Here is a 26,983-nt window from a genome sequence, read left to right on the forward strand (position 1 = left end):
GGGATGGGGGTGCACCTCCGGCTCGTGGCGGGCATCGACGTGCTTGAAGCCTGGGCCGTCGGTGCGACCCAGGCTGAGCGCAATGTCGTCTACGAGACCCTTTTCGCCATTGGTGACGGGTCCGTGTCCGCCGTGCGCGACGTCTTGGGTTATCCCCGGGATTCCAACGATATCGTGGTCGTCGTGCGACGGCACCTTGTCCTGAGAATCGCCATTCACGGCGTGGATGAGTCATTTGAAATCCGTTATGTCGGCGCGCCGGACAAAGAGACAATTGACAAATCTTGCGGTGATTTGTAACGTGAATAGCGGGCGGTATGATTGAGGCGCCGATTGGCCGCCCGAAATCCCATTCGGAAATCGTGAGAACGGAGTTTTCATGACCATGTCGAGGGTACGAGTGAAGATTGGTCTCGCCGCGGTTCTTGGGCTTTCCATGCTTCCGCTGGCTGCGTCGGTTGCGGCGGCCTCACCCCTTGCGCCGGCGGAACCGGCCGTTACCGTGTCGCCGGCAACGGGGCTCAGTGACGGCCAGTCCGTCACTGTCACCGCGAGCGGCTTCGCGGCGAACACCACGTTGACGATTTCGGAGTGCACGCCCGCGGCGAATAACTCGGGAGCGTGCAAGGAGGTGCCGCCGCTGACGTTCTCGACGGACGCCAGCGGCTCCGGTAGCACCACCTACACCGTGAAGAAGAGCTTCGACAGTGCGCTGCCGGACGGCACGCCTGCCGGGCGTGTGGATTGCGGCACGGCCGTCTGCTTCATCGGCGTCCGCGGCTCGCAGTCGCAGTCCGGCGGGCAGCAGATCTTCTTCTCGTAGTCGCTAGAAGGCAGTGGTCCTGGGGCAGTCCCCAGGACCACTGCTCACCAGTAGTCGTGGCTCAGCGTGCGGACGGAGCAGGGAAAATTTACGGGGACATCGAGATTCGCGGCGCTCGTGAGAACAATCTCGAGAGCGTGTCGCTGAATATACCTAAGCGCAAGATCACGGTGTTCACGGGAGTCTCGGGATCAGGAAAGTCATCACTGGTCTTCGGGACCATTGCCGCAGAGTCCCAGCGGCTCATAAACGAAACCTTTCCGCTGTTCGTCCAGTCGCTGTTGCCGCACTACGGCCGACCTGAAGCCGACTCGGTGGACAACTTGTCCGCAGCGATCATCATCGACCAGAAGCGGTTCGGCGGTAACTCGCGTTCCACGGTCGGCACCGCGACCGACAGCTATGCCCTGCTCCGGCAGATCTTCGCCCGCTGCGGAAGGGGCGGACTGGTCAGCGCGCGGGTGTTCTCCTTCAATGACCCCCAGGGGATGTGCGCCGAATGCGAGGGCATCGGCCAGGTTTCCACGGTGGACCTCGACGCGCTGGTGGACCGGGACAAGTCGATCAACGAGGGCCCCATCCGCTTCCCGACCTTCGCGGTCGAATCGCGCTTCTGGGGGCTGATGGCCAACTCGGGCTTCTTCGACAACGACAAGAAGCTGCGGGACTTCACCGAGGACGAATGGCATAAGCTGGTCCACCTCAGCGACGCCAAGATCGAAATCGTCTACGCCGGTAAGACGTTCAAGGCGACCTATGAGGGTTTGCTCTCCCGGTTCAAGAAGAACTACCTGTCCAAGGGATCCGAAGGGCTCCAACCACATCTGCGCGCCGCCTACGAAAAGGTGGTCACCACCCAGCCCTGTTCCCTCTGCGGCGGTACCCGGCTGAGCCAGGAGGCGCTGGCCACCAAGATCAAGGGGAAGAACATCGCCGACTGTGCTGCGATGGAGGTCTCGGATCTGGCGGCGTTCGTCCGTGGCATCAAGAAGGCCACGGTCGCCCCGCTCATCGCGGCGCTCGTCGAGAGGCTGGAAAGCCTGGAGCACATCGGGCTCGGCTACCTCAGCCTCGACCGGCAGAGTTCAACGCTCTCCGGTGGTGAGTCGCAGAGGGTCAAGATGGTGCGCCACCTCGGATCCAGCCTGACGGACATGACCTACATCTTCGACGAGCCCAGTGTCGGCCTGCACCCGCATGACGTGCACCGGCTGAACGAACTGCTCCGCCGCCTGCGCGACAAGGGCAACACTGTGCTGGTGGTCGAGCACAAGCCGGAGATCATGGCCATCGCGGACCACATCGTCGACATGGGCCCTGGCGCGGGTCGCAACGGTGGCGAGATCGTCTTCGAAGGTGACTTCGCGTCGCTAGGCGCTTCCGGCACGTTGACCGGCGACCACCTCAACAGGCACGCCGCCGTGAAAGCGAGTCCGCGGAAGGCCACCGGGAAGCTGGTGATCGAGAACGCCTCGTTGCACAACCTGCGGGACGTGACCGTCGAAATCCCCGAGGGTGTGCTGTCCGTGGTCACCGGGGTGGCGGGATCCGGTAAGAGTTCGCTCGTCCACGGCTGTCTGCCGAAGAGCTACCCGGATGCGACGATCATCGACCAGAACGTGGCGAAGGGATCGAAGCGGTCCAACCCCGCTACCTTCACCGGAATGCTGGACCCGATCCGCAAGGCTTTCGCCTCGTCCAACAAAGTGAACGCGGCACTGTTCAGCGCCAACTCCGAGGGCGCCTGCCTGGATTGCCAGGGGCTAGGCCTCATCTACACGGATCTTGCCCAGCTTGACCCCGTCGTCACCGTCTGCGAGACCTGCGAGGGCAGACGCTTCACCGATGAGGTCCTCAAGTACAAGCTGCGCAGCCGTGACATCAGTGAGGTGCTGGGGCTCTCCGTCGCCGAGGCCCTCGACTTCTTCATCGAGAAGCCGGTCCTGCGCACCCTCGAGGCGCTCGAAGAAGTGGGACTCGGCTACATGGCACTGTGGCAGCCGCTCAGCACACTGTCCGGTGGTGAGCGCCAACGCCTCAAACTCGCCAGTGAGCTGGGCAGGACAGCGCAGATCTACGTGCTCGACGAGCCGACTACGGGGCTGCACATGAACGACGTCGACAACCTGATCGGACTGCTGGACCGGCTCGTGGGCGACGGCAGCACGGTGATCGTGATCGAGCACAACTTGGAGGTCATCGCGCGTGCCGACTGGGTCATCGACCTCGGTCCCGGCGCCGGGCACGACGGTGGACGGGTTGTTTTCGAGGGCACACCGGCGAAGCTCGTCCTGAACAAGGAATCACTGACCGCGCGATATCTGCGCGAACTGCGAAAGTGAAGGAGGACGACTCATGGCCGTCGCCTTCCCCGGCGAGACTCCGGTGTACCGCAAGGCCCGTGACGAGCTGCTGGCGCGGGAGATCGAACTCCGCCGGCTGACCGAGGCAGTCGCCGAGACCCGGCGGCGGCTGCCTCCGGGTGGTGTGGTCCCGGAGGACTACGTCTTCCAGCAGGCGGGGAGCGACGGTGCCCCGGCCGAGCTCCGGATGTCCGAGTTGTTCTCCGCGGGCAAGGAAAGCCTCGCCATCTACAGCTTCATGTTCGGCGAGGAGCGGGACCGGCCCTGTCCGATGTGTACCTCGCTGCTAGACGGTTTGGAGGGCGCTGCCGAACACCTGGCCGAGCGAATGGACTTCGTTGTCGTCGCCGGATCGTGCGTGTCCCGGCTTGGGAAGTTCGCGAGCGAGCGCGGATGGCGCCACTTGCGCTTGCTGTCCACCGCGGGCAACAACTACAATCGTGACTACTTCGGGCAGACCCCGGATGGCAACGACACCTCGATGATGAATGTCTTTCGCCGTACCGGATCCGAGGTCCGGCATTTCTGGGGATCCGAGATGTTCTACGTCCCTCCGGAACCCGGTCAAGACTTCAGAGCGCTGGACACGCTCGGAGTGCTGTGGAATATGCTCGACCTCATCCCCCAGGGGCGCGGTACCGACTGGCGCCCTGAGCTGAACGATTCCTGAAGCATTCCCGGAATGACCCGGCCCTTCCCCAGAGGGCCGGGTCTTTTCGTTTCCGTGCCAAGAACGCGGGGTGAGTCCGATATGGACAGTCTTCGAAGCTGCCCGCTCTCGCCCGGCGCCGCTCGCAGGACAGGTCGGAAGACGTCCGGCACCGCCCGTCGTGATGTCCTGGTCCGAGCACGTGCCGAACCGTTCCGCCAGGCCGCGCGACCGTCCACGACGGACTCGCCGTCAGGGCAGCCAAAGGAGTTCCATGCCAACCGGTGACGACAATCGCACGACCATGACACTGGAAGCTTTTGCGGACACGATCATTCCCGGGGAGAAAAGAGGATCGGACGACCATGCCATCGCAGGCGCCGCAGCCGGTCCCGGCGCGGTCGCGGCCGGTGCCATCGGGGTGCTGAAAATGCCGGCGCCAGGACTCGCCGCAGGACTGACGGACTTCGCCGCCCGGCTGAACGAGCACGCTACCGCCTATACCCGGGAACAGGGCCTGCGGTTCGGTGAGGCGCTGCCGCCGTTCGTGGCTCTTCCCTTCTCAGACCGCACCAACCTGGTCTGCGAGCTGACCGCACCTGACCACCCGGAGAAGGACGGATGGGTACTTCTCGCCCTGTTCAGCAATATGGCTTTCGACACCGCTCCGCACCTGCACACCGTCGAAGCCCTTGAATCCGGGCATCCCGGGCTGATGACATTGGGTTTCGCACCGCCGGATTCCGATGGGTTGTGGCGGTTTCCCCGCTTTTCCTACGGTAGGGAACTGGCGCGACGGCATCCGGACACGACCCCTTCCGGGAGCCCGGCATGAGCGTCGTCGAAAGCACCGACGTGGTCGTCGTCGGCAGCGGGTTCGGCGGAGCGATCGCGGCATACCACTTGGCCGCCGGCGGTGCCCGCGTTGTCGTCCTCGAACGTGGTCCATGGCTGACCGGCAAGGACTTCGACCATGACTACCTGCTTGGCTCAAGCTACACCCGAGTCTTCGATTTCGTCGCGGGCGACGGTATGAGCGTTCTCGCCGGGAATTGCGTCGGCGGCGGCAGCGTCGTCTATTTCGCGGCGCTGCCGCGAGCCCCGCGGTTCGTCTTCGAGCGCCGGGGGAGTATCGGCCGCCGCATGTGGCCGTCCGCGATCAGCCGCGAAACCCTGGACCCGTGGTATGACCGGGTCGCCGAATCCATCCCGGTGTCCCAGCAGGGCTGGGACGACGTCTCGTACGCGGGCGGTCTGTGGGCCGCCGCCTGCGACCATGCGGGAGGTACCGCGAACCCGGTGCCGGTCGGCGTCGACAACACCCGGTGCACCAACTGCAACTGGATGATGTCCGGCTGCCGTTTCGACGCTAAACGCTCACTGCTGTTCAACTATCTTCCCGGCGCGCTGGCGCACGGTGCCGAGATCCGGCCGCTGCACGAGGTCGAGCACATTGCCAGAAAGGAGAACGGCGACTACCGAATCCACTACGACATCATCGACGACGAGGACTACCGGGTGCACACCGGCTCCGGAACCATCGATGCGAAGATCGTCATCCTGGCCGCGGGCGCCGGTGCGACCCCGGTGATCCTGCAGCGATCGGCGGCGGCACTGGGTGAGATGCCCGAAGCGGTCGGTCGCTACTTCTCCGGGAATGGGGAACGGCTCAACACGGCCGTCATCGACGAAGAGCGGGTGCGCGACGTCCTCGGACTCGACCGCGGTGACGGGAGGGCTTACGAGGCGAACCAGATCGGCAAGGGTCCGGTGGTCGCCAACTGGGACCACCTCGACGGCTCCCTGCCGGAGTACTCGCGTTACTCGCTGGAGCAGCTGTACTTTCCGCCAGGGCTTGGCACCGTTTTGGCGCAGGTGCCGGGAAGTCCCGACCCGGGCTGGTTCGGGGTGGAGAAGAAGGAGATGCTACGGCGGTGGAAGTCATGGCTGATCATCTTTTCGATGATCGAGGATGACAACGAGGGGACCTTCGGGCCACCACCGCCCACCGGTAATGCTTACCGCATCTCACAGCAGATGCTCGGTCGCGGCACCTTGTCCTATCGGCCGACCGCGAACACGTGGCGAGCCTGGGCGGAATCCGACGCGGAAGTGAAGCGGATCCTCGAGCTGGACGGGTTGGCGAAGGTCGCGCCGTGGACGAACGACCTTGTCGGCGCGTACACGGTGCATCCGCTCGCCTCCTGCCGGATCGGGGATGACCCGCGTACCTCGGCGCTGACACCCGGGCACGAACTTCGCGGTCACCCTGGGATTTTCGTCACCGACGGCTCGGCTGTGCCGTGCGCGCTTACCGTCAATCCGGCGCTGACCATCTCCGCGCTCGCCGAGCGCGCCATGTCGGGAATAATCCAGGCGGCGCGGGAACGGGGCATCCCGGTGAGCGCGGGCGCGCCGATCCCGACCGCGACCTCCACCCCGGCGGGCGCTTTCCGGTGAGCCGGGCGGACTCTGTGCTCGACCGGCTGCTGCGAACCGCGCTTCGCCGGGCTCCGCAGCGGATCCACCACGTCAACCGGCCCGGTGGTCGGCTGAAGCCGGACCGGCTCGAGGCGATACGTCGTCAGGTGGAACGCGAGTTCGGCGTGTTCGCGCCGCCGGTGGCGCTGCACTCGCCGTCGCCGCCGGTGCTCTCCGTGGTGTGGGCGATGTTGCGGGAGACGTTGGTCGTCACCGGGTCGGTGCCGCGCGCGGTCAAGGAGGTGATCGCGACCGAGGTGTCGGCGGCGAACTCCTGCCCATACTGCGTAGAAGTGCATAACGCGGTGCTTGGCGCGCTGACCGGTGACAGGGGCGATACCAGCCGGGACGCGGCTGCGAGCTGGGCACGGGCGAGTGTCCGGCAAGACACCGCTCGTTCCACCGGACCGCCGTTCACCGCCCGGCAGGCGCCGGAGCTCATCGGCGTGGCGGTGACCTTCCAGTACCTCAACCGGATGGTGAACGTATTCCTGGAAGCGTCACCACTGCCTTCGGTGGTGCCCACCGGCATACGGAAGGGGGCGCTGTGGGCGCTGGGACACGCGTTACGGGGACCGGCTGTCGCGCCGCATCCGCCGGGGGAGTTCACCGCATTGCTGCCATCGGCCGAATTGCCTGGCGACCTCGTCTGGGCGGAGCCCAATCCGGCGATCGCCGACGCCTTCGCGCGTGCCGCCACCGCGATCGAAGAAGCGGGCGCCCGGTCGGTACCACCGCGGGTACGCGAACTCGTCGTGAACCGGCTCTCCGATTGGGATGGTCACCCGCTCGGGCCCGACGGCGGCCACTTGGACGAGGCGCTGGCAGGACTTCCCGAGCAAGACCGGGCCGCAGGCCGGCTCGCGTGGCTGGTGGCACTGGCCCCCTATCGGATCGACGATCAGGTCGTCGGGCAGTTCCGAGAGGCGGGTGGGGACGAGACGGCTTTGGTGGAGCTAAGTGCGTGGGCGGCTTTCACCGTGGCGCGTACGGCCGGTGCCTGGCTGCTGAACCTTCCCTCCGGCGGTGTCAGCGCGCTCGGGGGTGTCCCGCAGGACAGCGCCGAGGACGCGGGCTGAGTCGCGACGTTGAGATCTTGGTGTCGAGAACACGCACATTCAGAGAGAGGAAACGCCCGTGACGGCGATGCCCCGAGTCCTTTCCGACTTCCTCGCCGAGGGTGACGACCTCGACGACCTGCTCACCGGCCTGACCACCGACGAGTGGCGGCTCCCGACGCCGGCTTCGGGCTGGACGATCGCGCACCAGGTGGCCCACCTCGCCTCCGTGTTCAGGATGGCGGCGACGTCGGCGTCCGCGCCGGATCAGTTCACCGCGATGGCCGCTAGCCTCGGGGACGACTTCGACGCCAATGTGGCGCGTGCACTGGCGGAGTACCTCGCGGACCCGCCGGAGCGGATGCTGCGGCGCTGGCGGGCGGATCGCCTTGCCAGCGCGGAAGCGCTGAACGCGGGGCCGCTGGAGAGAATCGTGCCTTGGCTGGTCCGCCCGATGCCTGCGGAGTTCCTGGCCGCGGCTGAAGTGATGGAGGTGTTCGCACACGGGCAGGACGTCGCGGACGCGGTCGGCCTGCGCCGCGAATACACCGACCGCATCGTGCACCTGGTCGAATTCGCCATCCGCAACCGGGACTTCGGGTTCCAGCTGCGCGGCCTGGCCGTGCCGGAAGAACCGTTCCGGTTCGAACTGGTGGGGCCGTCGGGCGCGCACTGGAGTTACGGCCCGGAGGACGCCGACCAGCGGGTGACCGGCTCCGCGGTCGACTTCTGCTTGCTGACCACACGTCGTCGTCATCGGGACGATCTAGAGGTGACGGCAGTAGGCAAGGACGCGGATCGATGGCTTGATGTCGCTCAGGCGTACCGGGGCCCGTCGGGCGAAGGCAGGCGCCCCGGCCAGTTCACTGGTGCGTACGGGAGTGGCGTTGCCGCTCAGCAAGCGGCCGAATGACATGGCCGCTCGCTGCGCACCGGTCGTTCTGGTGCGGCACGCTCGGGGTGGCGGTCTGTGCGGTGGTGCTCGCCTCGGCAGTGGGCTTCGTCCGGGCCTTCAGCATGCCCGGAATGTCCATAATGGACTCAGTGGCTGACCGGAAGCTATCCGGGATGCTGCTGGCGGAGATGCCGGAGATGTACGGCCGCGACTGCCACTCGGCCATCTCACCGATCACCTGGTCGGTAATCCGCGACACCGTCTCCTTCGACACCGACGCACCATAAATCTCCGCGAAGTGCGCCGAGATCTCGCCAGTCGTCAACCCTTTCGCATACAACGACAACACGATCTCATCCCACACTACCCAGCCGACGCTGCCGCTTTTTCACGATCACCGGCTCGAAATCCGAATCCCGATCCCGCGGCACCGCGATCTCCACCTCGCCCGCCGCGTCCGAAACCACCGTCTTCGACCACGTGCCGTTCCGCACGTTCGAACCCGCACGCCCCGGTCCGGCCTGGTGCTTCTCGTGACCGAGGTGCTCGGTCATCTCCGCATTCAACGCCGCCTCGAGGACCGTCTTGGTCAGCTGCTTGAGCAGCCCATCCGGGCCGGTCAACGCCAGACCCTGCGCCTGAGCCTGCTCGACCATCGAGGCCGCCAGCTCCTCCTGCGCCGACCGCGGCTTCGCCGCCTTCTTCTTACCCGTCGATCGTGAAGTCACAACGTCCAATGTCATCACACACCGTGCCCATCCCACCGAGCCAACGCCCGGCGTGTCGGGCCGGAAACACCGTTACTGGGACAGTCCCCAGGGTGGCAGGCTGGCCCAGAAAGAATTCTCACACTGCTTCAGACAGCAACCAAAATAAGGCAGTTCGAACGTGCGCCAACTTGAGCGGCGGATCCGGTGCGCGGCATCGAGAACGGGTCGGCTGATGAGTGTGGTGAACAGGTGGTGGATTTCGTTGCAGGTAAGCGAAATGCGCCCGGCAGTTGCTGGTTCGGGGTTTCGTTCGGCGGATGCGACAACGGCGAGGAAGGCGTGGGCGAGCATCGCCATGACCGTCCAGCGGTGCCAGGAGGTCCAGCGTCGGACCTGATGCTGGTCAAGCCCGGTGAGGCCTTTGCCGGCCTGGAAGGATTCCTCGATTGTCCATCTGCGGCCCGCGACCTGGACCAGGATCCGTAGCGGTACAGGTTCGGGCGAGTAGCAGCGGTAGAGCGCCAGCTCGCCGGTGGTGCGGTGACGGCGGATCAGCAGCCACCGGTGCCCGTCGGGCTCGTCGGTGTCGATGTCGGCGAAAGCCCAGTCGTAGTAGCGATGTCCTTTCGCTCCGGCACCCGCGGAGAGGCGTTGCCAGACGTGTTTGGGCAGCCTCGCGGCTACATCGTCAGCGCGCAGCACGCCTGCTGGAGTGCTGACCCGGCGGTCGCGGCCGATGGCGAGAACGTAGCCGACACCGCGCTATTCCAGGCTCTCGCGCAGGCGGGGATCGGCGCCGTAAACCTCGTCACCGGCGACCCACTGCCCGCGACGACCAGGCCCATGGGCAGCGGCTGTGGCGCCGACCAGTGCGGCAATGCGCGCCGCTCGACCCGCTCGGTGTCAGAAACGGGCCATCAGCGCCGCGGCTACCCGGTCGGCCAGGGCGAGCCGGGGCGGGTCGGTGGGGCGTTCGGGGGTGTCCTGACCTAGTGGCGCCGTGGTGAATGCCTCCAAGTGCACGCGCCCGATTCCCTGCTCGTCGTGGGTTTCGGAGAGGATGAGCATTCGGGAGGTGCCCGAGTCCAGAGCCATCGCCGGAAACCCGGCGACGTTGATGCGCTGGTTCTTCGGGTCCCATTGGGTCAGCTTCGCGGACGGGTCGAACTTGAGCATGAAGTCCACGCTCCGGTCCGCGGTCGTCCCGAGGCACTGCTTCTCGGTGTAAGCGACCCTGCCGTCCTGACCGGCGGCAGACCTGATCGCCTCGAACAACAACGTGCAGGCCAGATCCATCCCGTCCGGTGTGGCGGCAGCCTTCAGGATCGCCTCACCACCCGCGGGTACGGGAACCGTCTTGTGCGCGCGGCAGCCCGACGGCGGCACCGCGACGATCAGACAGGCCGGATCGGCGGCGGGCTCGTCGGACTGGTCGCGCGGAATGCCGAGGTGGGCCGGTGCGGGCGGCACAGGCGGGGGCGGACCGCCGATCAATGCCTGGATCTTGGTGGCCACGTCGGTTAGCCCTGCGCAAGCGCCGCGGAGCGTGGCCAGCGTGGCGGTGCCGGTCGGGGCCCAGATAAGCACGCATGTGCTCGTGTAGTCGGTCAGACTGGCGGGAACCGTGCCGAGCCGCACCGGAGTCCCGTCCGTGGGCACGGTGCCCACAGTGAAGGTCAGGCGCCGGCCGGTGAACCGGTAGTCGCCCCACTCGCAGTCATCCGCCTCGGACGGGTCGCCGACCCGAGTGTCGCGGATGGGGTCCATGGTGGGATCGCAGGTGCCCGCCCCAGCACGTGGTTCAGCGGCTCGCACGCGCTCCACGCCGTCGAGGGCCCGTGCCCGGCCGCGAGCGCGGCGACGTCGCCGCGCAATTTCACCGCGATCGATCGCATCGCGGGACGGGCGACGTCGCACAGCTCGCCGGCGGCGGCCTTTCCACTCACGGTCAGCCACACCGCCCTGGTCGGTGACAGCGGGATCGCGAGCCGGCAGCTGACCGGCGAATAGCCGGCCTCGGGCTGGTAGGACAAGTAGACCCGCAGACCTGCTTCCTCGTAAAGCTGTGACCGGTAACGAGCGAAGTGGTTGATCTTTCCGCCGACCTCGACCGTCATGGTCCGGTCGCTGCCCAGCGCGAGCTGACAGGCGTGTGGCGCGGTGAGTTCCCCGGGCGACGGCAGCAGCACGCACGGGTCCAGAGTCCGGACGGCCCAGTCCGCTTGTTCTTCCCAGTTCACGGGCTCGACGGGAGTCGGCGCTGGAGCAGGATCCCCGCCACCGCAAGCGGCGAGCGTCAGCAACAGGACCAACCACCATGCGCGCATGGGCTTCATGCTATCGGCGGCACCGACGACGAGGTGGTGCAACTTCCGCAGCGGTGCGTGAGCCCGGCAAGGCGCGTCTGGCTCGCGCAGACTATTCGTGATTCTGACTCCTCGTCGCCGTTGTGGTCGGCGAGACGTGGGGTGACCTGAAGCCTGATCCGCAGCACGCTGTCGGGTAGGTAGTGCCCGCGTTCACATTCCTCTCCTCCATTGAAACTTTCTGTTCCGTTGCAGGTGACTGAGCCGCCCCGAGGCTTAGCGTGCAGCCGGTGAGGATACGGCGGCCGTGATCGGGGTGGCCGGAGATCGCGGTGGTGGCGCCGTGGTTGAAGCGGGCCCAGAGTTCTCCCCTGAGGTCGCCGAGGGTGCGTTGCAGAGCGGCGGACCGGGCGAAATGGTCGGCGGCCACGGCCATGTGGTTCGTGATCAGCGCGTCGTAGCCGCGGACGAGGAGGATGTAGGCGCGCGCGGAGGTGTTGTCCTCGCGTTCCGCGGCGGCGACAGCGTCGGCGAGAGTGCGTTCGTAGACGGGCCGGTCGCCTTGGATGAGGGCCAGGTACGCGCAGGTCAGCAAGGCGAGCGCTCGCTATGGGGCGTTCGGGCGGGCGGCCTCGAGAAGTTTGCCCAGGTGCTGGCGTCCTTCGGTGGTGGGGGCGCGGATCAGCCAGAATTCTTCGATCTGCAGGGCCATGAGCATCCCGAGGACGGCGTCGTCGGGGTTTTCGCAGCAGTAGTCCAGTGCTGTGCGGAGGTTGGCGTGCTCGCGCGGGAGCCGCTGGCTCCACCGCACTTGGTCTGGACCGAGCCAGGCTCGTTGGCACCGGCTTGTGAGTTCGAGGTACCAGTGGCGGTGCCGGATCCGGTCCGACTCGACGGTGGCGGCGAGTTTCTCGTGTCCGTATTGGCGGATCGTTTCCAGGAGCCGGTACCAGACCACACCGTGGCGTTCCTGGCGTAGCAGGATGGATTTGTCCAGGAGGCCCTCGATGAGGGTGAGGGTGTGTTCGGCGGGGATCCCGTGGCCGGCGCAGACCGCTTCGGCGGCGTCGAGGTCGAAGCCGTCGGCGAACACCGACACCCGTGCCCAGAGCAGCTGTTCCTGTTCACCGCACAGCTCGTGGCTCCAGTCGATCAGGGCGCGCAGGGTTCCGTGTCGGTCCGGGCCGAATCGGGGGCTGCGAGGCGCTCGATGATTTGCCGGAGCGAAAGCGCGCGCAGGCGGACGGCGGTGAGCTCGAGCGCCAGCGGCAGGCCGTCCAGTTGCCGGCACAGCCGGGCGACGTCGGCGGCGTTGGCCTCGGTGACCCGGAACGAGGGCAGTACCGCCGCGGCGCGGTCGGTGAACAAGCGCACCGCGTCGACCCGGGTCAGGTCCGGGCCGGTGACGCCGGGATCCGGGACGTGCATCGGTGGCACGAGCAGGACCAGCTCACCGGCGAGCTGGAGGGATTGCCTGCTGGTCGCCAGCACGACGACACCGGGACAATGCCGGACGACGGCGTCGACAAGCTCGGCGCAGGCGTCGATCAGGTGCTCGCAGTTGTCCAGGACCAGCAGCGGGCGACGGGTCCGCAGCCCTTCGAGGAGGACCTCGAGCCGGGGCCGCGCGGATTGATCGGCCAGTTCCAGCGCGCCGGCGACCGTGCCGGCCAGCAGTGCCGGATCACCCAACTCCGCTAGCGACACATACGTGACGCCGTCGGGGAATCCGGTTCCCGGTACCCCGGCGAGCCGGACGGCCAGCCTGCTCTTGCCGACACCGCCCAGTCCGGTCAGCGTCACCAGGCGCTCGGACTTCAGGGCATTGGCGGCGTCCTGGAACTCGGTGACCCTGCCCACGAAACTCGTCGGTTCCGCGGGGATTCCCGCGCCGCTGCCCGCGGAGCTCATCCCGCCACCATCCGGAGCGGGCCGGTGATGCTCGCATCGGTCATCAGGTCCGCGTGGTCGGTCATTCGCGGCTCTGGGTGCTGATCGGGCTGTCGTCGGAGGTCGTGGGTCCGGGTTCGTTCCGGAGACGATCGCGGGTCGGTTCGCCGGTGGTGGCGAAGTTCTTTGGCACCAGGTACAGGGCCGCGGCGCCGATCAGGGCGGGGACCATGAAGGCGTAGAAGCCCGCGCGGGGTGAGGCGATGAGGGTGGTGACGAGGGCGAGGTAGGCGGGGCCGGCGATGGCGCCGAGTCTGCCGACGCCGAGACCGTAGCCGAGGGATGTGCCGCGCAGTGCGGGCGGGTACAGGGCACTGAGGCAGGCGATGAGCATGTTCTGGCCGCCGAGAGCGCCGAGTCCCGCCAGCGCGGAGACCAGCAGGAGCAGGGGGCGGGGTTGCTGGGTGCTGAGGGTGAACAGCGCGACGGCGGCGAGCAGGAAGGTGCCGGTGGTGACAAGTCGTAGGTGCCCGCGGTCGGCGTAGATCGAGACCGCGAGACCGCCGATGCTCGCGCCGATGGTGAAGGCGATGGAGAACTCGAGGGAGGAGGTGAGGGCGTAACCGTTGTTCATCAGGACGGTCGGCAGCCAGGAGGTGGTGCTGTAGACGAGGGTCATGCTCGAGAAGGCCGCGATCCACAGCAGGATGGTGCTGCGGCGGGTGGCTGGGGTGAACAGCCGGCGCAGCGGCCGCCGGGTGTCGGAGGTGACCGGGGGGTGGGCGGGTGCCCAGGCCCTGATGAGCGGGAGCAGCAGGATGGGCAGGGCGCCGAGCAGGAACACGACCTGGAAGTGTGCGTGGGGGAGCAGCAGCCGGCCCAACAGGGCCGAGAGGGCGCCGCCGGCGCCGATGGAGCCCATGGCCGCGGCGAGGTGAAGGGTGCGTCGGTGTGCGGGTGCGGCGTTGGCGACCATGGTGCCGACCAGCGGCGCGAGAGCGCCTACGCCCATTCCGGTGACGAACCGGGCGATGCCGAGTCCGGCGAGTCCGGGAGCGAGTCCGGCGCCGAGCATGGCCACTGAGATACCGGCGATGGCGATGAGCAACGGCAGGCGTGGGCCGCGGCGATCCGCGGCCCGGCCGGCGATGATCGAGCCGAACGGCATGCCCAACGCGGTGAGGCTGCCGAGCAGTCCAAGGGTCGCGGGGGTGGCGCCCCAGGCGGGGTCGCGCAGAAGGCTGGGGGCGATGGTGCCGAGGGAGAACAGGTCGTAGCCGTCGACGAACAGTACGAGGCAGCCGAGGCCGAGTATGGTGCCGCTGCGTTGTTTCGGGGGGCGGGTGGCGGTCATTGGCGTGCCCTCTCTCGTCGTTGGGTGTGGGCGCCAGTGGTCGGTCAGCGGGAATATCCGGTTGCCTGCCGCAGGACTTCGCGTGGGGTTCCGGGTTCGGTGTCGGTCCAGGCGACGTGCTGGTCGGGCCGGATGAGGGTGAGGCGGTGTCCGGAGCGGGCCGCGACGTGCAGCGGGATCCGGTGTTCGGCGGCGGCGTCGGCGAAGGGGCCGATCAGGGGGTGCTGTGCGGGGCCGAGCAGGGTGAAGCCGGGTCCGAGGAGGTCGTAGAGTGACTCGCCGGGGCCGAGCCAGTGGTGTGGAAGCCGGGCTCCGGATCGGGCGCCCACCAGCGGTGACCCTTGGTAGGTGTAGTCGAGTACCAGGTCCAGGCCGTGGAACTCGCCGCTCTTGTCGCGGTGTACCGCTTCGGCCACTCGGGCGCGCACCACGGCGAATTCCGCGTCGGTGCCGGTGAGCCGGGCGTCGCTCAGTTCCGGGGCGAGGATGCTCATGTTCCGCGCCGCCTCGGCGATGGTCCGCGCGGCGATCGGCCGGCGTTCGTCCTGATAGCTGGGCAGCAGAGAACGCGGTGCCCAGCCGCGCAGCACGGCGGCGAGTTTCCAGCCGAGGTTGACGGCGTCGCCGATGCCGGTGTTGAAGCCGTGCCCGCCCCACGGCGGGTTGAGGTGCGCGGCGTCGCCGGCGAGGAAGACCCGGTCGCTGTGGTAGCGGTCGGCGAGCAGGAGCTTGGCTTTCCATGGGTCGGTGGCGAGGATCTCGGCGGAGATGTCGGCTCCGACGAGGCCGCGCACGACGCCGAGCGGATCGGCGTCTCCGGCCTGCTGGGGAAGGTTCTGAGCGATGCACCACCAGGTGTCGGCGAGGTCGAGCCTGCCGAGCATGCCCGGATGGGTCGGGTGCAGTACCCAGTAGTGCACGGCGGGACCGTGGGGCACCCGTTCGGCCAGCCCGGGGGAACGGAAGACGATGTTGTAGTTGGGTCGCTCGTCGGCGCTGCCTTCGTACCGCGCTCCGATGGCCGCGCGTACGGTGCTCGTCGCGCCGTCGGCTCCGACGAGGAACTCGGCCCGGATCCGCTGTACCTGGCCGTGCGGGCCGATCACGGCGGCGGTGACACCGTGCTCGTCCTCGGTCAGGTCCACCACGCGCCATCCGGTTCGCAGGGTCACCAGCGGCGAGCCGCTGATCGTGTCGCGCAGGACCTGCTCGATCGCCGGTTGCGGGATCTGCTGGCCGGGTTCGGCGGCACGGTGGTCACCGGCGAGGTCCAGCCCGAAGCAGTGGTCGATGTGGGTGATCTCGCGGCCCAGAAGCCCGGTGGTGAACACGGCCCGATCGGACCAGCCGACCGGGAGCGCCGCCCGCGCCCGGACCTGCTCGGCCAGCCCCCACCGGCGGAACAGTTCCATTGTGCGGGCGGACGTGGTCTTGGCTCGTGGACGCAGCCAGGACACCTCCTCGCGCGGTTCGACGACCACGGACCGGATGCCGTGGTGGGCGAGTTCCAGCGCGACGGCCAGTCCGACGGGGCCGCCGCCTGCCACCAGGACGGGGATGGCTTCGGTCATGTTTTCGGGTCCTTCCCACCGCGTGAGCGTGTGTTCGCGGCCGTTGCCGCGGTGCGGGGGTGCGGTGCGGAACCGCTCAGGCCACCGGTGAGTGCGCCCCGGTCATCAGCTCGGCCAGGTCGTCCGGTTCGAGGAACGACGGCGGCGGGGGCGGCCCCCAGGCGTAGAGGCCCTGGAGTCCTTCGAGGACTTTCGGGGACCACAGTTCGTCGTCCCCGACGGTGTCCATGTCGGAGTAGTACTCGGCGAACGTGCCGGCCGGGTCCTTGAGGTACCAGAAGAAGTTCGCGCCCGCGTAGTGGCGACCCAGGCCCCAGGTGTGGCGTTCGGGACGGTGTTGCAGCATCGCGTGCGCGCCTCGGCCGACTTCGTCCACGTCGTCGACCTGCCAGCTGGTGTGGTGCAGGAAGTTCACCGGCGCGGCCATGACGAGCACGTTGTGGTGCTCGATCGAGCAGCGCAGGAACACGGCCCGGTCACCCATGTAGTCGCTGACCTTGAAGCCGAGCCCGTCGGTGAAGAAGCGGCGGGTCGTGGGTAGATCGGTGCTGCCGAGGACGACGTGCCCGAGCTTGCGGGGCCGGACGGAGTCGGTGCGGCCGAGCACGGGGGCGCGACCGTGGCGGTCGATGCGGCCGGGGCCGTTGTACACCGGAGCCGGTACGGGCGGCTCGACGACGATGCGCGGCCGGATCGCCACGGTCACCGGGGTTCCGGTGACCGGTTCGGTGGTGCGCAAGGCGTCCGCGCCGAGACGCGGCGACCGGTCCAGTGGGGCCAGGCGGGAGGAGATCGCGCCCAGGTCGTCGTGGTCGTCCGCGGCGACGGTCATCTCCAGCAGCCGGCGGGTCGGGGCGTGGGAGACACGCAGTTGCTCGCCGCCGTCGCGGGTGGCGAAGATCCCGTCTCCGCGAGGTTCGAGACCGAACTCGGTGTAGAAGCCGAGTGTCTCGGTGACGTTGGGGACCCCGAGGGAAACCGAGGCGAGTCCGTGCAGTGCCATGAAGGCTCCTAATGCTGGTCGGTGGCGTCCTGAAAGACCTGGTGCAGTTCGCCGATCCCCTCCACCCAGCCGCGCAACCGCTGACCGGGCTGGATGAAGCGCTGCGGCCGTCGTCCGACCCCGACTCCCGCCGGTGTGCCGGTGAACACCACATCGCCCGGCTGGAGGGTGACGGTGTCCGACAGCGCGGAAATCAGCGCGGGCACCGGGAAGATGAGGTCTCGAGTGCGGCCCTTCTGGACCTGTTCGTCGTCGAGGACGCAGCCCAGCTCGAGGTCGTCGGGATCGGCGAACTCGTCGGGGGTGACCAGCCACGGCCCCTGTGGCGAGAATCCGGGAAAGGATTTGCCCAGGCCGAACTGGGGCGCGGGACCACGCAGCTGCGTGAGACGTTCGGACAGGTCCTGCCCGGCGGTGAGGCCGGCGACGTGCGACCAGGCCGCGTCCGCGGCGATGCCGTGCCCCCCGCGGCCGATCACCACGACGAGTTCGATCTCCCAGTCCACGTTCCCGCCCGGGGGGAGCGGGACGGTCGTGTCGGGGCCGGTGAAGCTGGAGGGGTACTTGGTGAACACCGGTGGCAATCCGGTGGGTACGTCGAACCCGGATTCCTCGGCGTGCGAACGGTAGTTCAAGCCGATGGCGAACACCTGGCGCGGCCACGGCGAGGGAGGGCCCAGCCGGGTGCGTTCCAGTGGGATGGCGCCCGTCGTGGCGGCGGCCGGGTCGAGGTTCGCCGCCCAAGCGGTGAACTCGTCCCATCGGGGGTAGAGGGCGGCCGGGTCGCTGTCGAAACGGGCGCCGCTGAGGCGGGCTACGTCCAGCCCCCGCTCCGCGCCGGGCGGGCCGGCGACCAGGGTCGCGCGGTGTTCGTGATTGGCCAAGCGCATGGTGACTTCTCTCCTGTCAGCCGGACCGGGCGGTTGGACCGCGGCGGGCGGCGGTGGGACGCGTCCGGGACTGTAAGGCGGCTGTCCTGTGTGGCAACAGTCCCGTCCTGAAATGCAGGACTTTGAAGGAGGCCGTATCGCTCAGCTGTCGCGAACGCACAGCCGCCGGGTCACTTCCGCGGCCGCCGCCGCGACCGCGGCCTCGACGTCCGGTAGCTGGGCTTGCGGAATCCGGGCGGCCAGCGCCGCGATGCTGATGGCGGCGCGAACCGAGCCGTTCGCGCCGCGGATCGGGGCGGCGACACCGAGGATGTGGTCGTCGAGTTCGCCCAGCGACACCGCGATCCCGCGGTTACGGATCCGTTCCAGGCGAGTGCGCAGGGCGGCGGGATCGACCAGGGTCTTGTGGGTGAACCGTTCCAGCGGGGCCTGGTTCAGCACCGCTGTCACCTCGTCCGGGTCTTCCCAGGCGAGCAGCACTTCGGCCGCGGCGCCGGCGTTGATCGGCAGGATGTGCCCCCGTTCGTAGGACAGCCGTACCGGTCGGGAGACCTCCACCAGGTCCAGGCAGACCACCGAACGCCCGGACCGGCGAGTGAGCAGAACCGTTTCGTTCACGTGCTCGGCCAGCCCTCGCATGACCGGGACAGCCAGATCTGACAGGCCAAGGCCGACGCGAGCGAGCCGGGCCAACGCGAAGATCTGCGGACCGAGCCGGAATCCACCCGGGGTCTCTTCGACGAACCCGGTCGCCGAGAGGCTCTGCAGATAGCGGTAGGCGGTGGACCGGGCCACGTCGAGGCCGGCGGCGATGTCCGCCCCGCTCCAGACGGGGCGCTCGGCGCTGAACAGGCCCAGGATGTCGAGCACCCGGTCCGCGGTGGAGTTGCGGTCCCGGTAGGGGGTCCCGGAATCGCGAGTGTCATGTCGTGTGGTCATCGTGCGAGATTAGCCATAGTCCTGCATGGCAGGACATTGCTTCCATAAAACAGGATTTCGATCTTAAGGTGAGGCCACTGACCGCCACGACGGAATCCAGGGGAGCCGATGCGACCAGCCGAACGTACGGACGTGGTCATCTGCGGTGCCGGACCGGTCGGCCTGACGGTGGCTTCGCTGCTCGCGGCTCGCGGCGTCGAGACGGTGGTGCTCGAGCGCAACGAAAGCACCAGCGCCGAGCCGAAGGCGATCAGCATCGATGACGAGGCACTGCGCGTCTATCAGGGCGCAGGAATCCTCGATCAGGTGATGTCGGTGGTCGTGCCCGGCACCGGCACGCGGTACTACGACAGCGCGGGCGCGGAGTTGTTCCACGCTCGCGGACCGGCGCCCTATCGGCTCGGCTATCCGTTCAAGAACCCGTTCGCACAGCCGGACCTGGAGCGCGTGCTGGCCGCCTCGGTCACGGCCTCCTCCGCCGCGCGGCTCCGGTTCGGCAGCCGGGTCACCGAGTTCGAGCAGGACTCCGAGCAGGTGGTTGTCCACGCGGAGACCGCGGCGGGACCGAAGGTGATCCGCGCGCGGTACCTGCTCGGCTGCGATGGCGGCCGCTCCACGGTGCGGGAGCGGCTCGGCCTGGAAATGACCGGACGCAGCTATCCCGACGTGTGGCTGGTCGTGGACACCGTGGCGGATCCGCACACCGAACGATTCGCCATGCACCACGGTGATCCGGCCCGCCCGCACGTGATCGTGCCGGGACTGGAGGGGCGATGCCGCTACGAGTTCCGCCTTTTCGACGGCGAGGGCGTCCCGGAGCGGGAACCCTCATTCGAGCTCATCCGGCGGCTGCTGTCCCCGTACCGGACGATCACCCCCGAGCAGGTCGAGCGGGCGGTCAACTACCGTTTCCATGCCGTGGTCGCGGATCAGTGGACGCTCGGGCGGGTGTTCCTGCTCGGCGACGCGGCGCACATGATGCCCCCCTTCGCCGGTCAAGGACTCAACTCGGGCATCCGCGACGCGGCCAACCTGAGCTGGAAGCTGGCCGAGGTGCTCACCGGCAGATTGCGCCGAGACTGCCTGGCCACCTACCAGCGTGAGCGGTACCCGCACGCCCTGGCCAGCGTCCGCTCCTCCGAACGCCTCGGCAGGCTGGTGATGACGACCTCGCCGAGCTTGGCCGCGGTCCGGGACCGGGCGATACGGCGCGCGCTGGCCACCGACGCGGGCCGCGACTACCTGCAGCAGATGCGCTACCGCCCACCTCAGCGTTACGCCGAGGGCATGATCGCTCCCACCGACCGTCCGGCCGCGGTAGGGGTGGCGATCGGGCAGCCGCTGGTGTTCGACTCCGATGAGCACCGCGCGCGCCGTCTCGACGACGTCCTCGGCCCCGGCTGGTCCATCCTCGGCGTGGACACCACCGGTTCCGAATGGGTGGCTGTCGAGCCCTTGCGGCGCGCGCTGCGGGCGTGCGAGGCGCAAGTGACGCTGACCGAGCACATGCCACGCACCCCGCGACGGGTCCTGCTCGACGTCGACGGTGCCCTGGCCGCCGAGTGCCGAGAGCACGCGCGCCGGTTCCTGCTCATCCGGCCCGATCGCGTCGTGGCCGCGAACTGGTCTCCCGGGCACACCGCCGAGATCACCCATCGCGTCCGGTCTTGGCTTCCCGAGGCCGAAACCCTCCGGACACCGACAGAGAAGGCGTTGAATCATGGATGAATCGCAGCGCGTGCTGCCGCGCGAACGAGGCGCGACGGGCACCCTGACCCGGACGGCGGTCTCGCACCTCGGGCTCCAGGTACCCGACCTGGCCGCAGCGGTGGATTTCTACCAGCGGATCCTTGGGCTGGTAGCGGACGAGTCGACGGCACGTGACCGGGTACGGCTGGGCTGGGGCACCGGCCACCATGTCGTGGAGCTGTCCGAGGGCAGCCAGGGCCTGACGCACTACGGGTTCGAGGTACGCGACGAGAACGGGATCGACGGAATCACCGAGAGACTGCGTACGGCGGGGCATCCGGTGGCCGAACTCGACCGGTCCTATCTCGACGGCGCGCCCGGCGACGCCCGCGGTATCACCGTCGCCGATCCCCACGGCACGCCCGTGCACTTCCACACCGCGGTGGCCCGGCACGGCGAGGGCGCGGGAGACACCGGCCGTCGCCCGGTCAAGTACCAGCACATCACCCTGGGCACCGATGACGTGTCCGCCATGGTGGCGTTCTTCGTCGATACCGTGGGATTCCGCGTATCCGACCAGCTCGACGACGGTGGATTCGCCTGGCTGCGCAGCGATCGCGACCACCACACCCTCGCCGCGGTCGACGTGGGCCGCGGTGGCGACATCGACCATTACTCCTTCGACCTCGCCCGGTGGGAGGACTTCAAGACCTGGTGCGACCGCCTGACCGACGAAGCGGTCGACGTCACCTGGGGACCCGGACGCCACGGCCCCGGCAACAACCTGTTCGTGTTCTTCGACGACCCGGCGGGCAACCACATCGAACTGTCGGCCGAGATGGAGAAGTTCCACGACGACCGGGTCGCCTATACGCCCCGCCGGTGGAAGCCGACGCCCCGTACGGTCAATCTTTGGGGCGGGCAGCTGGCGTCGTGGCGGCACACCAGCGAAGGGAACTGACCATGCGTTACGCGAGTTACGACGACCGCGGCACCCGCCGGGTGGGTGAGGTCCGCGAGCACACACTGGTGCCGCTGCGCGGACTGACCGAGATCGGTACGCGAACCAGTCCCGAGGTCCTGCGGGACGCCGAGCGCGATCACGGCGCGGCGGTCGAGGTGGACAGCGTCCGGTTGCTGCCGGTGGTGCCCCGCCCGGCCAAGGTGATCTGCGTAGGACTCAACTACCGGGCGCACGTCACCGAGACGCAGCGGGAGCTGCCCTCGTATCCGGTGTTGTTCCCCAAGTTCGCCGACAGCCTGCTGGGCGGGTACGACGACATCCTGCTTCCTCCCGAGGCGCGGCAGGTCGACTACGAGGGCGAACTGGTCGTGGTGATCGGCCGCCCGGGCCGCCGCATCGCCGAGGCCGACTCGCTGTCGCACGTGCTCGGCTACACCGTGGCCAACGACGTCACCATGCGGGACTTCCAGTACAAGACCCACCAGTGGATGCAGGGCAAGGCCTGGGACGCCAGTACCCCGGTCGGTCCTTTCCTGGTCGCCCCGGACGGGCTGGACCTGTCCGGGGCGGGTATCCGCACCGTCCTGAACGGACGGACAGTCCAGGAATCGGACCTGTCGATGCTGATCTTCGACGTGCCCCGGCTGATCTCGGTCATCTCCACCTTCACCGCCCTCGCACCCGGTGACCTGATCCTGACCGGCACCCCGGGAGGCGTCGGCTACCGGCGTGAACCGCAACTGTTCCTCAATGACGGTGACCTGGTCAGCGTCGAGATCGACGGACTGGGCACGATCCGCAACCACGTCCGCGCCGAGACCGACGGCGCGGACGGGGGCCACCGGTGAGCGCGGCGCGGCCGCTCGAACCGCACCTCGATCGGGCACTGACCCTGCACCTGCGCGGTGACTGGGGCGCGGCGAACCTGCACCGCGTCTGCGGCTGGATCTGCCAGGAACTGACCGACCGCGCCGGTGCGGGCACCCGGATCGCGATCTGGAACAGCCGCGGTTTCGCCGACGCGATACGCGCGGTCGGCACCGGGGCGGTGGACCTCGCCCTGACCACCCCGGCGGCGTTCGCCACGACCGCTCTCGACGGGCGTGGCATCTACCAGGGCGACTCCTTCCCGCACTTGCGCGCGATCGGTGTCGTCCCGCAGCGTGATCGGCTGGTCGTCGCGGTGGACCAGCGGCTGGGCGTGAGTAGCTTCGCGCACCTGCGCGAGCGGGCCCCGCGGCTGCGGGTGGCCACCTCGGTTCACGACGGTGTCCACCACGTCGGCCTTTCCGCGCGTGCCGTCCTGGAACGCTCCGGAGTCGACGTCCTCGGCTGGGGTGGGTACTTCCTCGAGGATGAGCGCCCGTTCGAATCCCTGGGGCACGCGCTGGCCGGACGTGCCGACATGATCGTGCAGGAGGCGGTGATGTTGCCCGATTGGCAGGAGCTGGCGCGCGGATACCGTTTCCTGGAGATCGAGCCCGCTGTGCTGCGGTCGCTGGAGGACGATTTCGGGTGGCCCGCCGCGACCGTGGAAGCCGGGTACTTCCCCGGTTGCCCGGCTCTGCGCACCCTCGACTTCTCTGATTTCCTGGTGCTGGCCACCACCGAGCTCCCCGAGGACGTGGCCTACGCGGTGGCGTGGATCCTCGGGGAGACCAGGCAGGTCATCGAACGGCAGTATCGCCACCTGCCGCCCGAACGAAGCCCGATCACCTATCCGCTGGACCCGGTCGCGATGGGCCGGGCACCGATACCCCTGCATCCCGGCGCCGCCCGGTACTACGAAGCACTGCCGGCCACCTGATCCCGGCAGCCGCAGGAGAAAGAGGTTCCCGTGCGCGTCGTCGAAGACGTCATGGTCATGGATTCCGACCGGCCGCTGCGCAGCGTCGGGCGGGACGAGCACCTGCTGCTCGCCCCGCCGCATCCACCCACGCTGCCGATGAAGCCACCGCGGCCGCGACCACCGCTGGCCGTGGTGCACTTCCCGCAGGAGTACCGGGATCAGCCCTTCGCCCCGCCGCGCGGGCTCTACGAGAACGATCAGGCGCGGGTCGAATGGCAGACGATGAACAACCGGCAGCCGTTCTATCACCGCAACTGTGATGTGGACGAGATCTCCTACCAGATCGCCGGTGAACGCACCCTGATGACCGAGCTCGGCGTGATCGAGCATCGGCCGGGTGAGTTCTCCCGTATCCCGCGCGGCGTCGCCCACGACAACTATGGGCGCGGCGAAAGTCACCTGCTGTTCTATCTGCCCGCCCCGGCCGAGGAACTCGGCGGCCACACGGGCGAGTCGCGTGCCGTCACGCCGCCGTTCCCCGGCTGGGCGGCGGCCCCGATCAACGAAGCGGTCACTCAGTGCATGGGCGCGCACGGCCACGACATCGCCGTCTTCCCCGTCGACGAGCGGGAACTGCTGGACCGCGTACACGAGGAAACCGATCGGATCCCCGTCCTGTGCGGGCCCGATTCGGGTCACGCGTGGCTCTACGCCACCGAGAAGTTCCGGCTCGGCACCGAGCACCTGGCGGCACATCAGCCGCGCCGCTACCGTCGCATGCTCGACGCCGACGAAATCCAGTATCAGATCAGCGGACGACGGGTGCTGCTGACCCAGCGCGGGATCGTGGAACTGGGGCCCGGTGACGCCGTGCGGATCCCTCTCGGGGTCGCCCACGCCGATCACGGTGAACAGGACGGCATGTTCATCCGCCTGCTGTCGCACCGCGAGCTGCCCCAAGTCGCCGATACCGCGCGCACCGCGGAGCCGTATTCGCCGCGGCTGCTGGCCGAGATCGTCGGAGGCGGCCGATGAGCACCATGCTCGCCGCGCGCGCCCACCGCGACCGCTCCGACATAGTGCTGGAACGGATTCCCGTGCCGGAAACGGGGCCTCGCGACGTGCTGGTCGCCGTTCGCTCCGCCGGTCTCGCGCCCGGGATGATGCGGCTGCTGCGTGGCGGCGCGTTCAAGCATTTGCCGACCACGCTCGGGCACGAGGCGGCCGGCACTGTCGCGGCGATCGGCGCCGAGGTACCCGGCTTCGCGGTGGGGGACCGGGTCCGGGTCCACGCCAACCTCAACTGCCGCGACTGTGACTACTGCCGCAGCGACCGCGACATGATGTGCGCGCAGCAGGCGATGATCGGCCACGCCGCGTTCAGCGACGCGCCGTTGCCGCTGTACGAGGAGTACCACGACGGAGCGCTGGCCGAATACGTCCGGGTGCCGCACTGGCTGCTCGACCCGCTGCCCGATCGGGTCGGGTTCGACGTCGGCGCCAAAGTACACGACCTGGCCAATGCCCTGCGTGCCCTCAACTGCGCGGATCTCGTACCCGGCGCCACCGTCGTGGTCACCGCGGCCACCGGGGCGATGGGCACCGCGACGGTGAAGCTCGCCGTGCACCACGGAGTGTCCAGGCTCGTCCTCGTCGGCCGCAGTGCCGCCCGGCTGGCCGCCGTCGGCGAGCTCGCCGGGACCGTCCCCACCACGGCGGTCGCGCTCGAAGAGCTCGCGCCGGACTGGACGACCACCGGGGAGCTCACCCAGCGCCTCCGCGCCGAGATCCCGGGTGGCGCGGATGCGGTGATCGACTACGTGCCCGATGGCCCCGCCACCGGCCAGGCCATGGCCGCGCTGCGCCACGGCGGCACTCTCGTGCACATGGGAGCCAACCGGACCCCACTGCCGTTCCCCCCGGCGGCTCTCATGGTCAACTGCTGGCGGTTCACCGGGACCCGCTCGTGCACTCGCAACGACACACGGCAAATCCTCCGCCTACTCACGACCGGCGCGTTGGTCGCGGACGAACTGATCACCCAGCGATTCGTCCTGAGCGAAGCGGACGCCGCCGTGCAGGCGATGCAGAACCGCGGCGAACCGATGTGGATGACCGTGGTCAATCCCTGACCTCGCCGATGATCCTGAAGGAGACATCCCAGTGGACCTCACGCACTATGGACACGCCTGCGTGCTCGCCGAATTCACCGGCCGCGACCGGCCGGTCCGGATCCTGTTCGACCCCGGCACCTACTCTCACGGTTTCGACGACCTTCGTGACCTCGATCTGATCCTGCTCACCCACACCCACCCTGATCACTGCGACGACAGCCGCGTCTCCGCCCTCGCGGCACACAACCCGCAGGCACGGCTCGTGCACGGCGCCGACGCCGCCGACCGGTTTCCGGACCTGGCTTGCCCACGCCGGCGGGTCGCCCCAGGCGACACGCTGGACGCCGAGGGAGTCACCGTCACGGTAACCGGTGGCGCACACGCCCCGATCCACCCGGACCTGCCCGGCAGCGACAACCTCGGCTACTTGCTCGACGACGCCTTGTTCCACCCGGGTGACTCGTTCGATAGGCCGCCCGGGAACGCCGGCACTGTGCTGATCCCGGCAGGCGGACCGTGGATGAGGCTGTCGGAGGCGGTCGACTACGTGCGGGCGACCCGCCCGGCCGTGGCCGTTCCCATCCACCAGGCCGGACTCGCTCTCGCCCACCAGCAGATGCACCATCAGCTGCTTACCAAGCTCGCCCCACCGGGCACCGACGTCGTGCTCCTCGACCACGCCACCCCCCGTACCCTTCGATGAGCGGAGGTCAGCCATGACCGATGTGCGGCACACCGTCGCCGCCGCCGGCCACGCCCTGGCCGCCGCGGGATTGACGGACATGGTCTGGGGACACGCCTCCGTGCGCGACCCCGACGGCGACGGTGTCTGGATGAAGGCGTCCGGGTGGGGATTCGACGAGATCGACCCCCTCAAGGTCGTCCTGGTGGACCGGGCCGGCTCTGTGCTGGCCGGCGCCGGACGGCGGCACCTGGAATTCCCCATTCACACCGAGATCATGGCCGCACGGCCGGACGTGACCTGCGTCGTACATACCCACGCCCCCGCTCTGGCCGCCTTCGCCTCGCTGAACACACCGTTGCGGCCGATTTCCCATGACGCAGTCCCGTTCTGCCACCCGCAACTGCCGCGGTTCACCGACACCGGCGCGCTCATCGACACCGGCAGCCTCGGCCAGGCCCTCGCCCACCGGCTCGGCGACGCCACCGCGATCCTCATCCCGCACCACGGCGCGGTCACCGTCGGGCCCGATCCCCAAACCGCGGTGATGTACGCCGTCCTGCTCGAACGAGCCTGCCGCACCCAACTGCTCGCTGCCGCCGCAGGCGGCCCCGCCACCTGGTCCGACGAGACCGAAACCCGTCACAAACGCGAACAAGTCTGGCCACCCGCCCAAATCGAAGCCGGCTGGAACTACCTGCTACGACAAGCGAAAAACCGTCTGCCGCGCGCTCTTGCCGACGACACGGTGTTCTGATCCGGCGCCACGTCCCGACCGGGTTAGACCGGGTGGTCGGTTCAATGCGGCGAGGT

Annotated in this window: 26 protein-coding genes and 2 pseudogenes; 16 read left to right on the forward strand and 12 right to left on the reverse strand. The window is 68.4% G+C overall.

Annotation, left to right across the window (positions count from 1 at the left end; all coding sequences use genetic code 11):
* Positions 1-3 precede the first annotated feature (3 nt).
* The 8 genes from ACZ6DT_RS08110 to ACZ6DT_RS08145 all read left to right on the forward strand — a co-directional run bounded on the left by ACZ6DT_RS08110 (position 4) and on the right by ACZ6DT_RS08145 (position 8,287).
* Positions 4-300 carry a DUF6235 family protein gene (locus tag ACZ6DT_RS08110; protein WP_465590424.1) on the forward strand — a complete coding sequence of 99 codons (297 nt, stop codon included), beginning with the start codon at positions 4-6 and terminating at the stop codon, positions 298-300.
* A 79-nt stretch (positions 301-379) separates the two neighbouring features.
* Complete coding sequence (locus tag ACZ6DT_RS08115; protein ID WP_465590426.1) at positions 380-823, forward strand: enediyne antibiotic chromoprotein; 444 nt, start codon at positions 380-382, stop codon at positions 821-823.
* Positions 824-909: 86 nt separating this feature from the next.
* Positions 910-3,165 carry an ATP-binding cassette domain-containing protein gene (locus tag ACZ6DT_RS08120; RefSeq protein WP_465590592.1) on the forward strand — a complete coding sequence of 752 codons (2,256 nt, stop codon included), beginning with the start codon at positions 910-912 and terminating at the stop codon, positions 3,163-3,165.
* A 13-nt stretch (positions 3,166-3,178) separates the two neighbouring features.
* Positions 3,179-3,856: a DUF899 family protein gene (locus ACZ6DT_RS08125; RefSeq protein ID WP_465590429.1), complete on the forward strand. Its 678-nt coding sequence runs from the start codon at positions 3,179-3,181 to the stop codon at positions 3,854-3,856.
* A gap of 253 nt (positions 3,857-4,109) precedes the next feature.
* Positions 4,110-4,670 (forward strand): DUF5987 family protein, encoded by a 561-nt coding sequence (locus ACZ6DT_RS08130; protein ID WP_465590432.1) that lies wholly within the window; start codon positions 4,110-4,112, stop codon positions 4,668-4,670.
* Positions 4,667-6,295, forward strand: a complete 1,629-nt coding sequence (locus tag ACZ6DT_RS08135) for an FAD-dependent oxidoreductase (protein WP_465590435.1) — start codon at positions 4,667-4,669, stop codon at positions 6,293-6,295. Before ACZ6DT_RS08130 ends, ACZ6DT_RS08135 begins: the two co-directional genes overlap by 4 nt.
* Positions 6,292-7,395 carry a carboxymuconolactone decarboxylase family protein gene (locus ACZ6DT_RS08140; RefSeq protein WP_465590438.1) on the forward strand — a complete coding sequence of 368 codons (1,104 nt, stop codon included), beginning with the start codon at positions 6,292-6,294 and terminating at the stop codon, positions 7,393-7,395. Before ACZ6DT_RS08135 ends, ACZ6DT_RS08140 begins: the two co-directional genes overlap by 4 nt.
* A gap of 67 nt (positions 7,396-7,462) precedes the next feature.
* Positions 7,463-8,287, forward strand: coding sequence for a TIGR03084 family metal-binding protein (locus ACZ6DT_RS08145; protein WP_465590595.1), 825 nt, complete (start codon positions 7,463-7,465; stop codon positions 8,285-8,287).
* 184 nt (positions 8,288-8,471) lie between these two features.
* Here ACZ6DT_RS08145 and ACZ6DT_RS08150 read toward each other — a convergent pair.
* The 12 genes and pseudogenes from ACZ6DT_RS08150 to ACZ6DT_RS08205 all read right to left on the reverse strand — a co-directional run.
* A pseudogene (locus ACZ6DT_RS08150) lies at positions 8,472-9,012 on the reverse strand (transposase); the annotation flags it as partial.
* A 57-nt stretch (positions 9,013-9,069) separates the two neighbouring features.
* A pseudogene (locus ACZ6DT_RS08155) lies at positions 9,070-9,816 on the reverse strand (IS701 family transposase); the annotation flags it as partial.
* A 66-nt stretch (positions 9,817-9,882) separates the two neighbouring features.
* Positions 9,883-10,746 (reverse strand): hypothetical protein, encoded by an 864-nt coding sequence (locus ACZ6DT_RS08160; RefSeq protein WP_465590441.1) that lies wholly within the window; start codon positions 10,744-10,746, stop codon positions 9,883-9,885.
* Entirely contained in the window at positions 10,656-11,306 is a 651-nt protein-coding gene (locus tag ACZ6DT_RS08165; RefSeq protein WP_465590443.1) for a hypothetical protein, read from the reverse strand. Before ACZ6DT_RS08165 ends, ACZ6DT_RS08160 begins: the two co-directional genes overlap by 91 nt.
* 91 nt (positions 11,307-11,397) lie before the next feature.
* Positions 11,398-11,880: a hypothetical protein gene (locus ACZ6DT_RS08170; protein ID WP_465590446.1), complete on the reverse strand. Its 483-nt coding sequence runs from the start codon at positions 11,878-11,880 to the stop codon at positions 11,398-11,400.
* 12 nt (positions 11,881-11,892) lie between these two features.
* Positions 11,893-12,450, reverse strand: a complete 558-nt coding sequence (locus tag ACZ6DT_RS08175; RefSeq protein ID WP_465590598.1) for an ATP-binding protein — start codon at positions 12,448-12,450, stop codon at positions 11,893-11,895.
* On the reverse strand, positions 12,438-13,196 hold the full coding sequence (locus ACZ6DT_RS08180) for an ATP-binding protein (protein WP_465590449.1): 759 nt from the start codon (positions 13,194-13,196) through the stop codon (positions 12,438-12,440). Before ACZ6DT_RS08180 ends, ACZ6DT_RS08175 begins: the two co-directional genes overlap by 13 nt.
* A gap of 61 nt (positions 13,197-13,257) precedes the next feature.
* The gene (locus ACZ6DT_RS08185) at positions 13,258-14,529 is read right to left on the reverse strand and encodes an MFS transporter (RefSeq protein WP_465590450.1); all 1,272 of its coding nucleotides are present in this window, start codon (positions 14,527-14,529) and stop codon (positions 13,258-13,260) included.
* A 44-nt stretch (positions 14,530-14,573) separates the two neighbouring features.
* On the reverse strand, positions 14,574-16,100 hold the full coding sequence (locus ACZ6DT_RS08190; protein ID WP_465590453.1) for an FAD-dependent monooxygenase: 1,527 nt from the start codon (positions 16,098-16,100) through the stop codon (positions 14,574-14,576).
* A 76-nt stretch (positions 16,101-16,176) separates the two neighbouring features.
* Entirely contained in the window at positions 16,177-17,103 is a 927-nt protein-coding gene (locus tag ACZ6DT_RS08195; RefSeq protein WP_465590456.1) for a VOC family protein, read from the reverse strand.
* Positions 17,104-17,111: 8 nt separating this feature from the next.
* Positions 17,112-17,993, reverse strand: coding sequence for a fumarylacetoacetate hydrolase family protein (locus ACZ6DT_RS08200; protein WP_465590459.1), 882 nt, complete (start codon positions 17,991-17,993; stop codon positions 17,112-17,114).
* A gap of 141 nt (positions 17,994-18,134) precedes the next feature.
* Positions 18,135-18,932, reverse strand: coding sequence for an IclR family transcriptional regulator (locus ACZ6DT_RS08205; protein WP_465590461.1), 798 nt, complete (start codon positions 18,930-18,932; stop codon positions 18,135-18,137).
* A gap of 108 nt (positions 18,933-19,040) precedes the next feature.
* Between ACZ6DT_RS08205 and ACZ6DT_RS08210 the strand changes: the two genes are divergently transcribed.
* The 8 genes from ACZ6DT_RS08210 to ACZ6DT_RS08245 are packed head-to-tail and all read left to right on the forward strand — an operon-like array spanning position 19,041 to position 26,927.
* A complete protein-coding gene (locus ACZ6DT_RS08210; protein ID WP_465590464.1) occupies positions 19,041-20,660 on the forward strand; it encodes a bifunctional 3-(3-hydroxy-phenyl)propionate/3-hydroxycinnamic acid hydroxylase in 1,620 nt (539 codons plus the stop codon).
* Entirely contained in the window at positions 20,653-21,582 is a 930-nt protein-coding gene (locus ACZ6DT_RS08215) for a VOC family protein (RefSeq protein ID WP_465590467.1), read from the forward strand. Before ACZ6DT_RS08210 ends, ACZ6DT_RS08215 begins: the two co-directional genes overlap by 8 nt.
* 2 nt (positions 21,583-21,584) lie before the next feature.
* A complete protein-coding gene (locus ACZ6DT_RS08220; protein WP_465590470.1) occupies positions 21,585-22,433 on the forward strand; it encodes a fumarylacetoacetate hydrolase family protein in 849 nt (282 codons plus the stop codon).
* Positions 22,430-23,392 (forward strand): TAXI family TRAP transporter solute-binding subunit, encoded by a 963-nt coding sequence (locus ACZ6DT_RS08225; RefSeq protein WP_465590473.1) that lies wholly within the window; start codon positions 22,430-22,432, stop codon positions 23,390-23,392. Before ACZ6DT_RS08220 ends, ACZ6DT_RS08225 begins: the two co-directional genes overlap by 4 nt.
* 30 nt (positions 23,393-23,422) lie before the next feature.
* Positions 23,423-24,409 (forward strand): hypothetical protein, encoded by a 987-nt coding sequence (locus ACZ6DT_RS08230; RefSeq protein ID WP_465590475.1) that lies wholly within the window; start codon positions 23,423-23,425, stop codon positions 24,407-24,409.
* Positions 24,406-25,506, forward strand: a complete 1,101-nt coding sequence (locus tag ACZ6DT_RS08235) for a zinc-dependent alcohol dehydrogenase (RefSeq protein ID WP_465590478.1) — start codon at positions 24,406-24,408, stop codon at positions 25,504-25,506. Before ACZ6DT_RS08230 ends, ACZ6DT_RS08235 begins: the two co-directional genes overlap by 4 nt.
* 31 nt (positions 25,507-25,537) lie before the next feature.
* Positions 25,538-26,191: an MBL fold metallo-hydrolase gene (locus ACZ6DT_RS08240; protein WP_465590481.1), complete on the forward strand. Its 654-nt coding sequence runs from the start codon at positions 25,538-25,540 to the stop codon at positions 26,189-26,191.
* 13 nt (positions 26,192-26,204) lie between these two features.
* The gene (locus tag ACZ6DT_RS08245) at positions 26,205-26,927 is read left to right on the forward strand and encodes a class II aldolase/adducin family protein (protein ID WP_465590484.1); all 723 of its coding nucleotides are present in this window, start codon (positions 26,205-26,207) and stop codon (positions 26,925-26,927) included.
* Positions 26,928-26,983: the final 56 nt, after the last annotated feature.

The organism is Amycolatopsis sp. NPDC041971 (genome assembly GCF_055588925.1).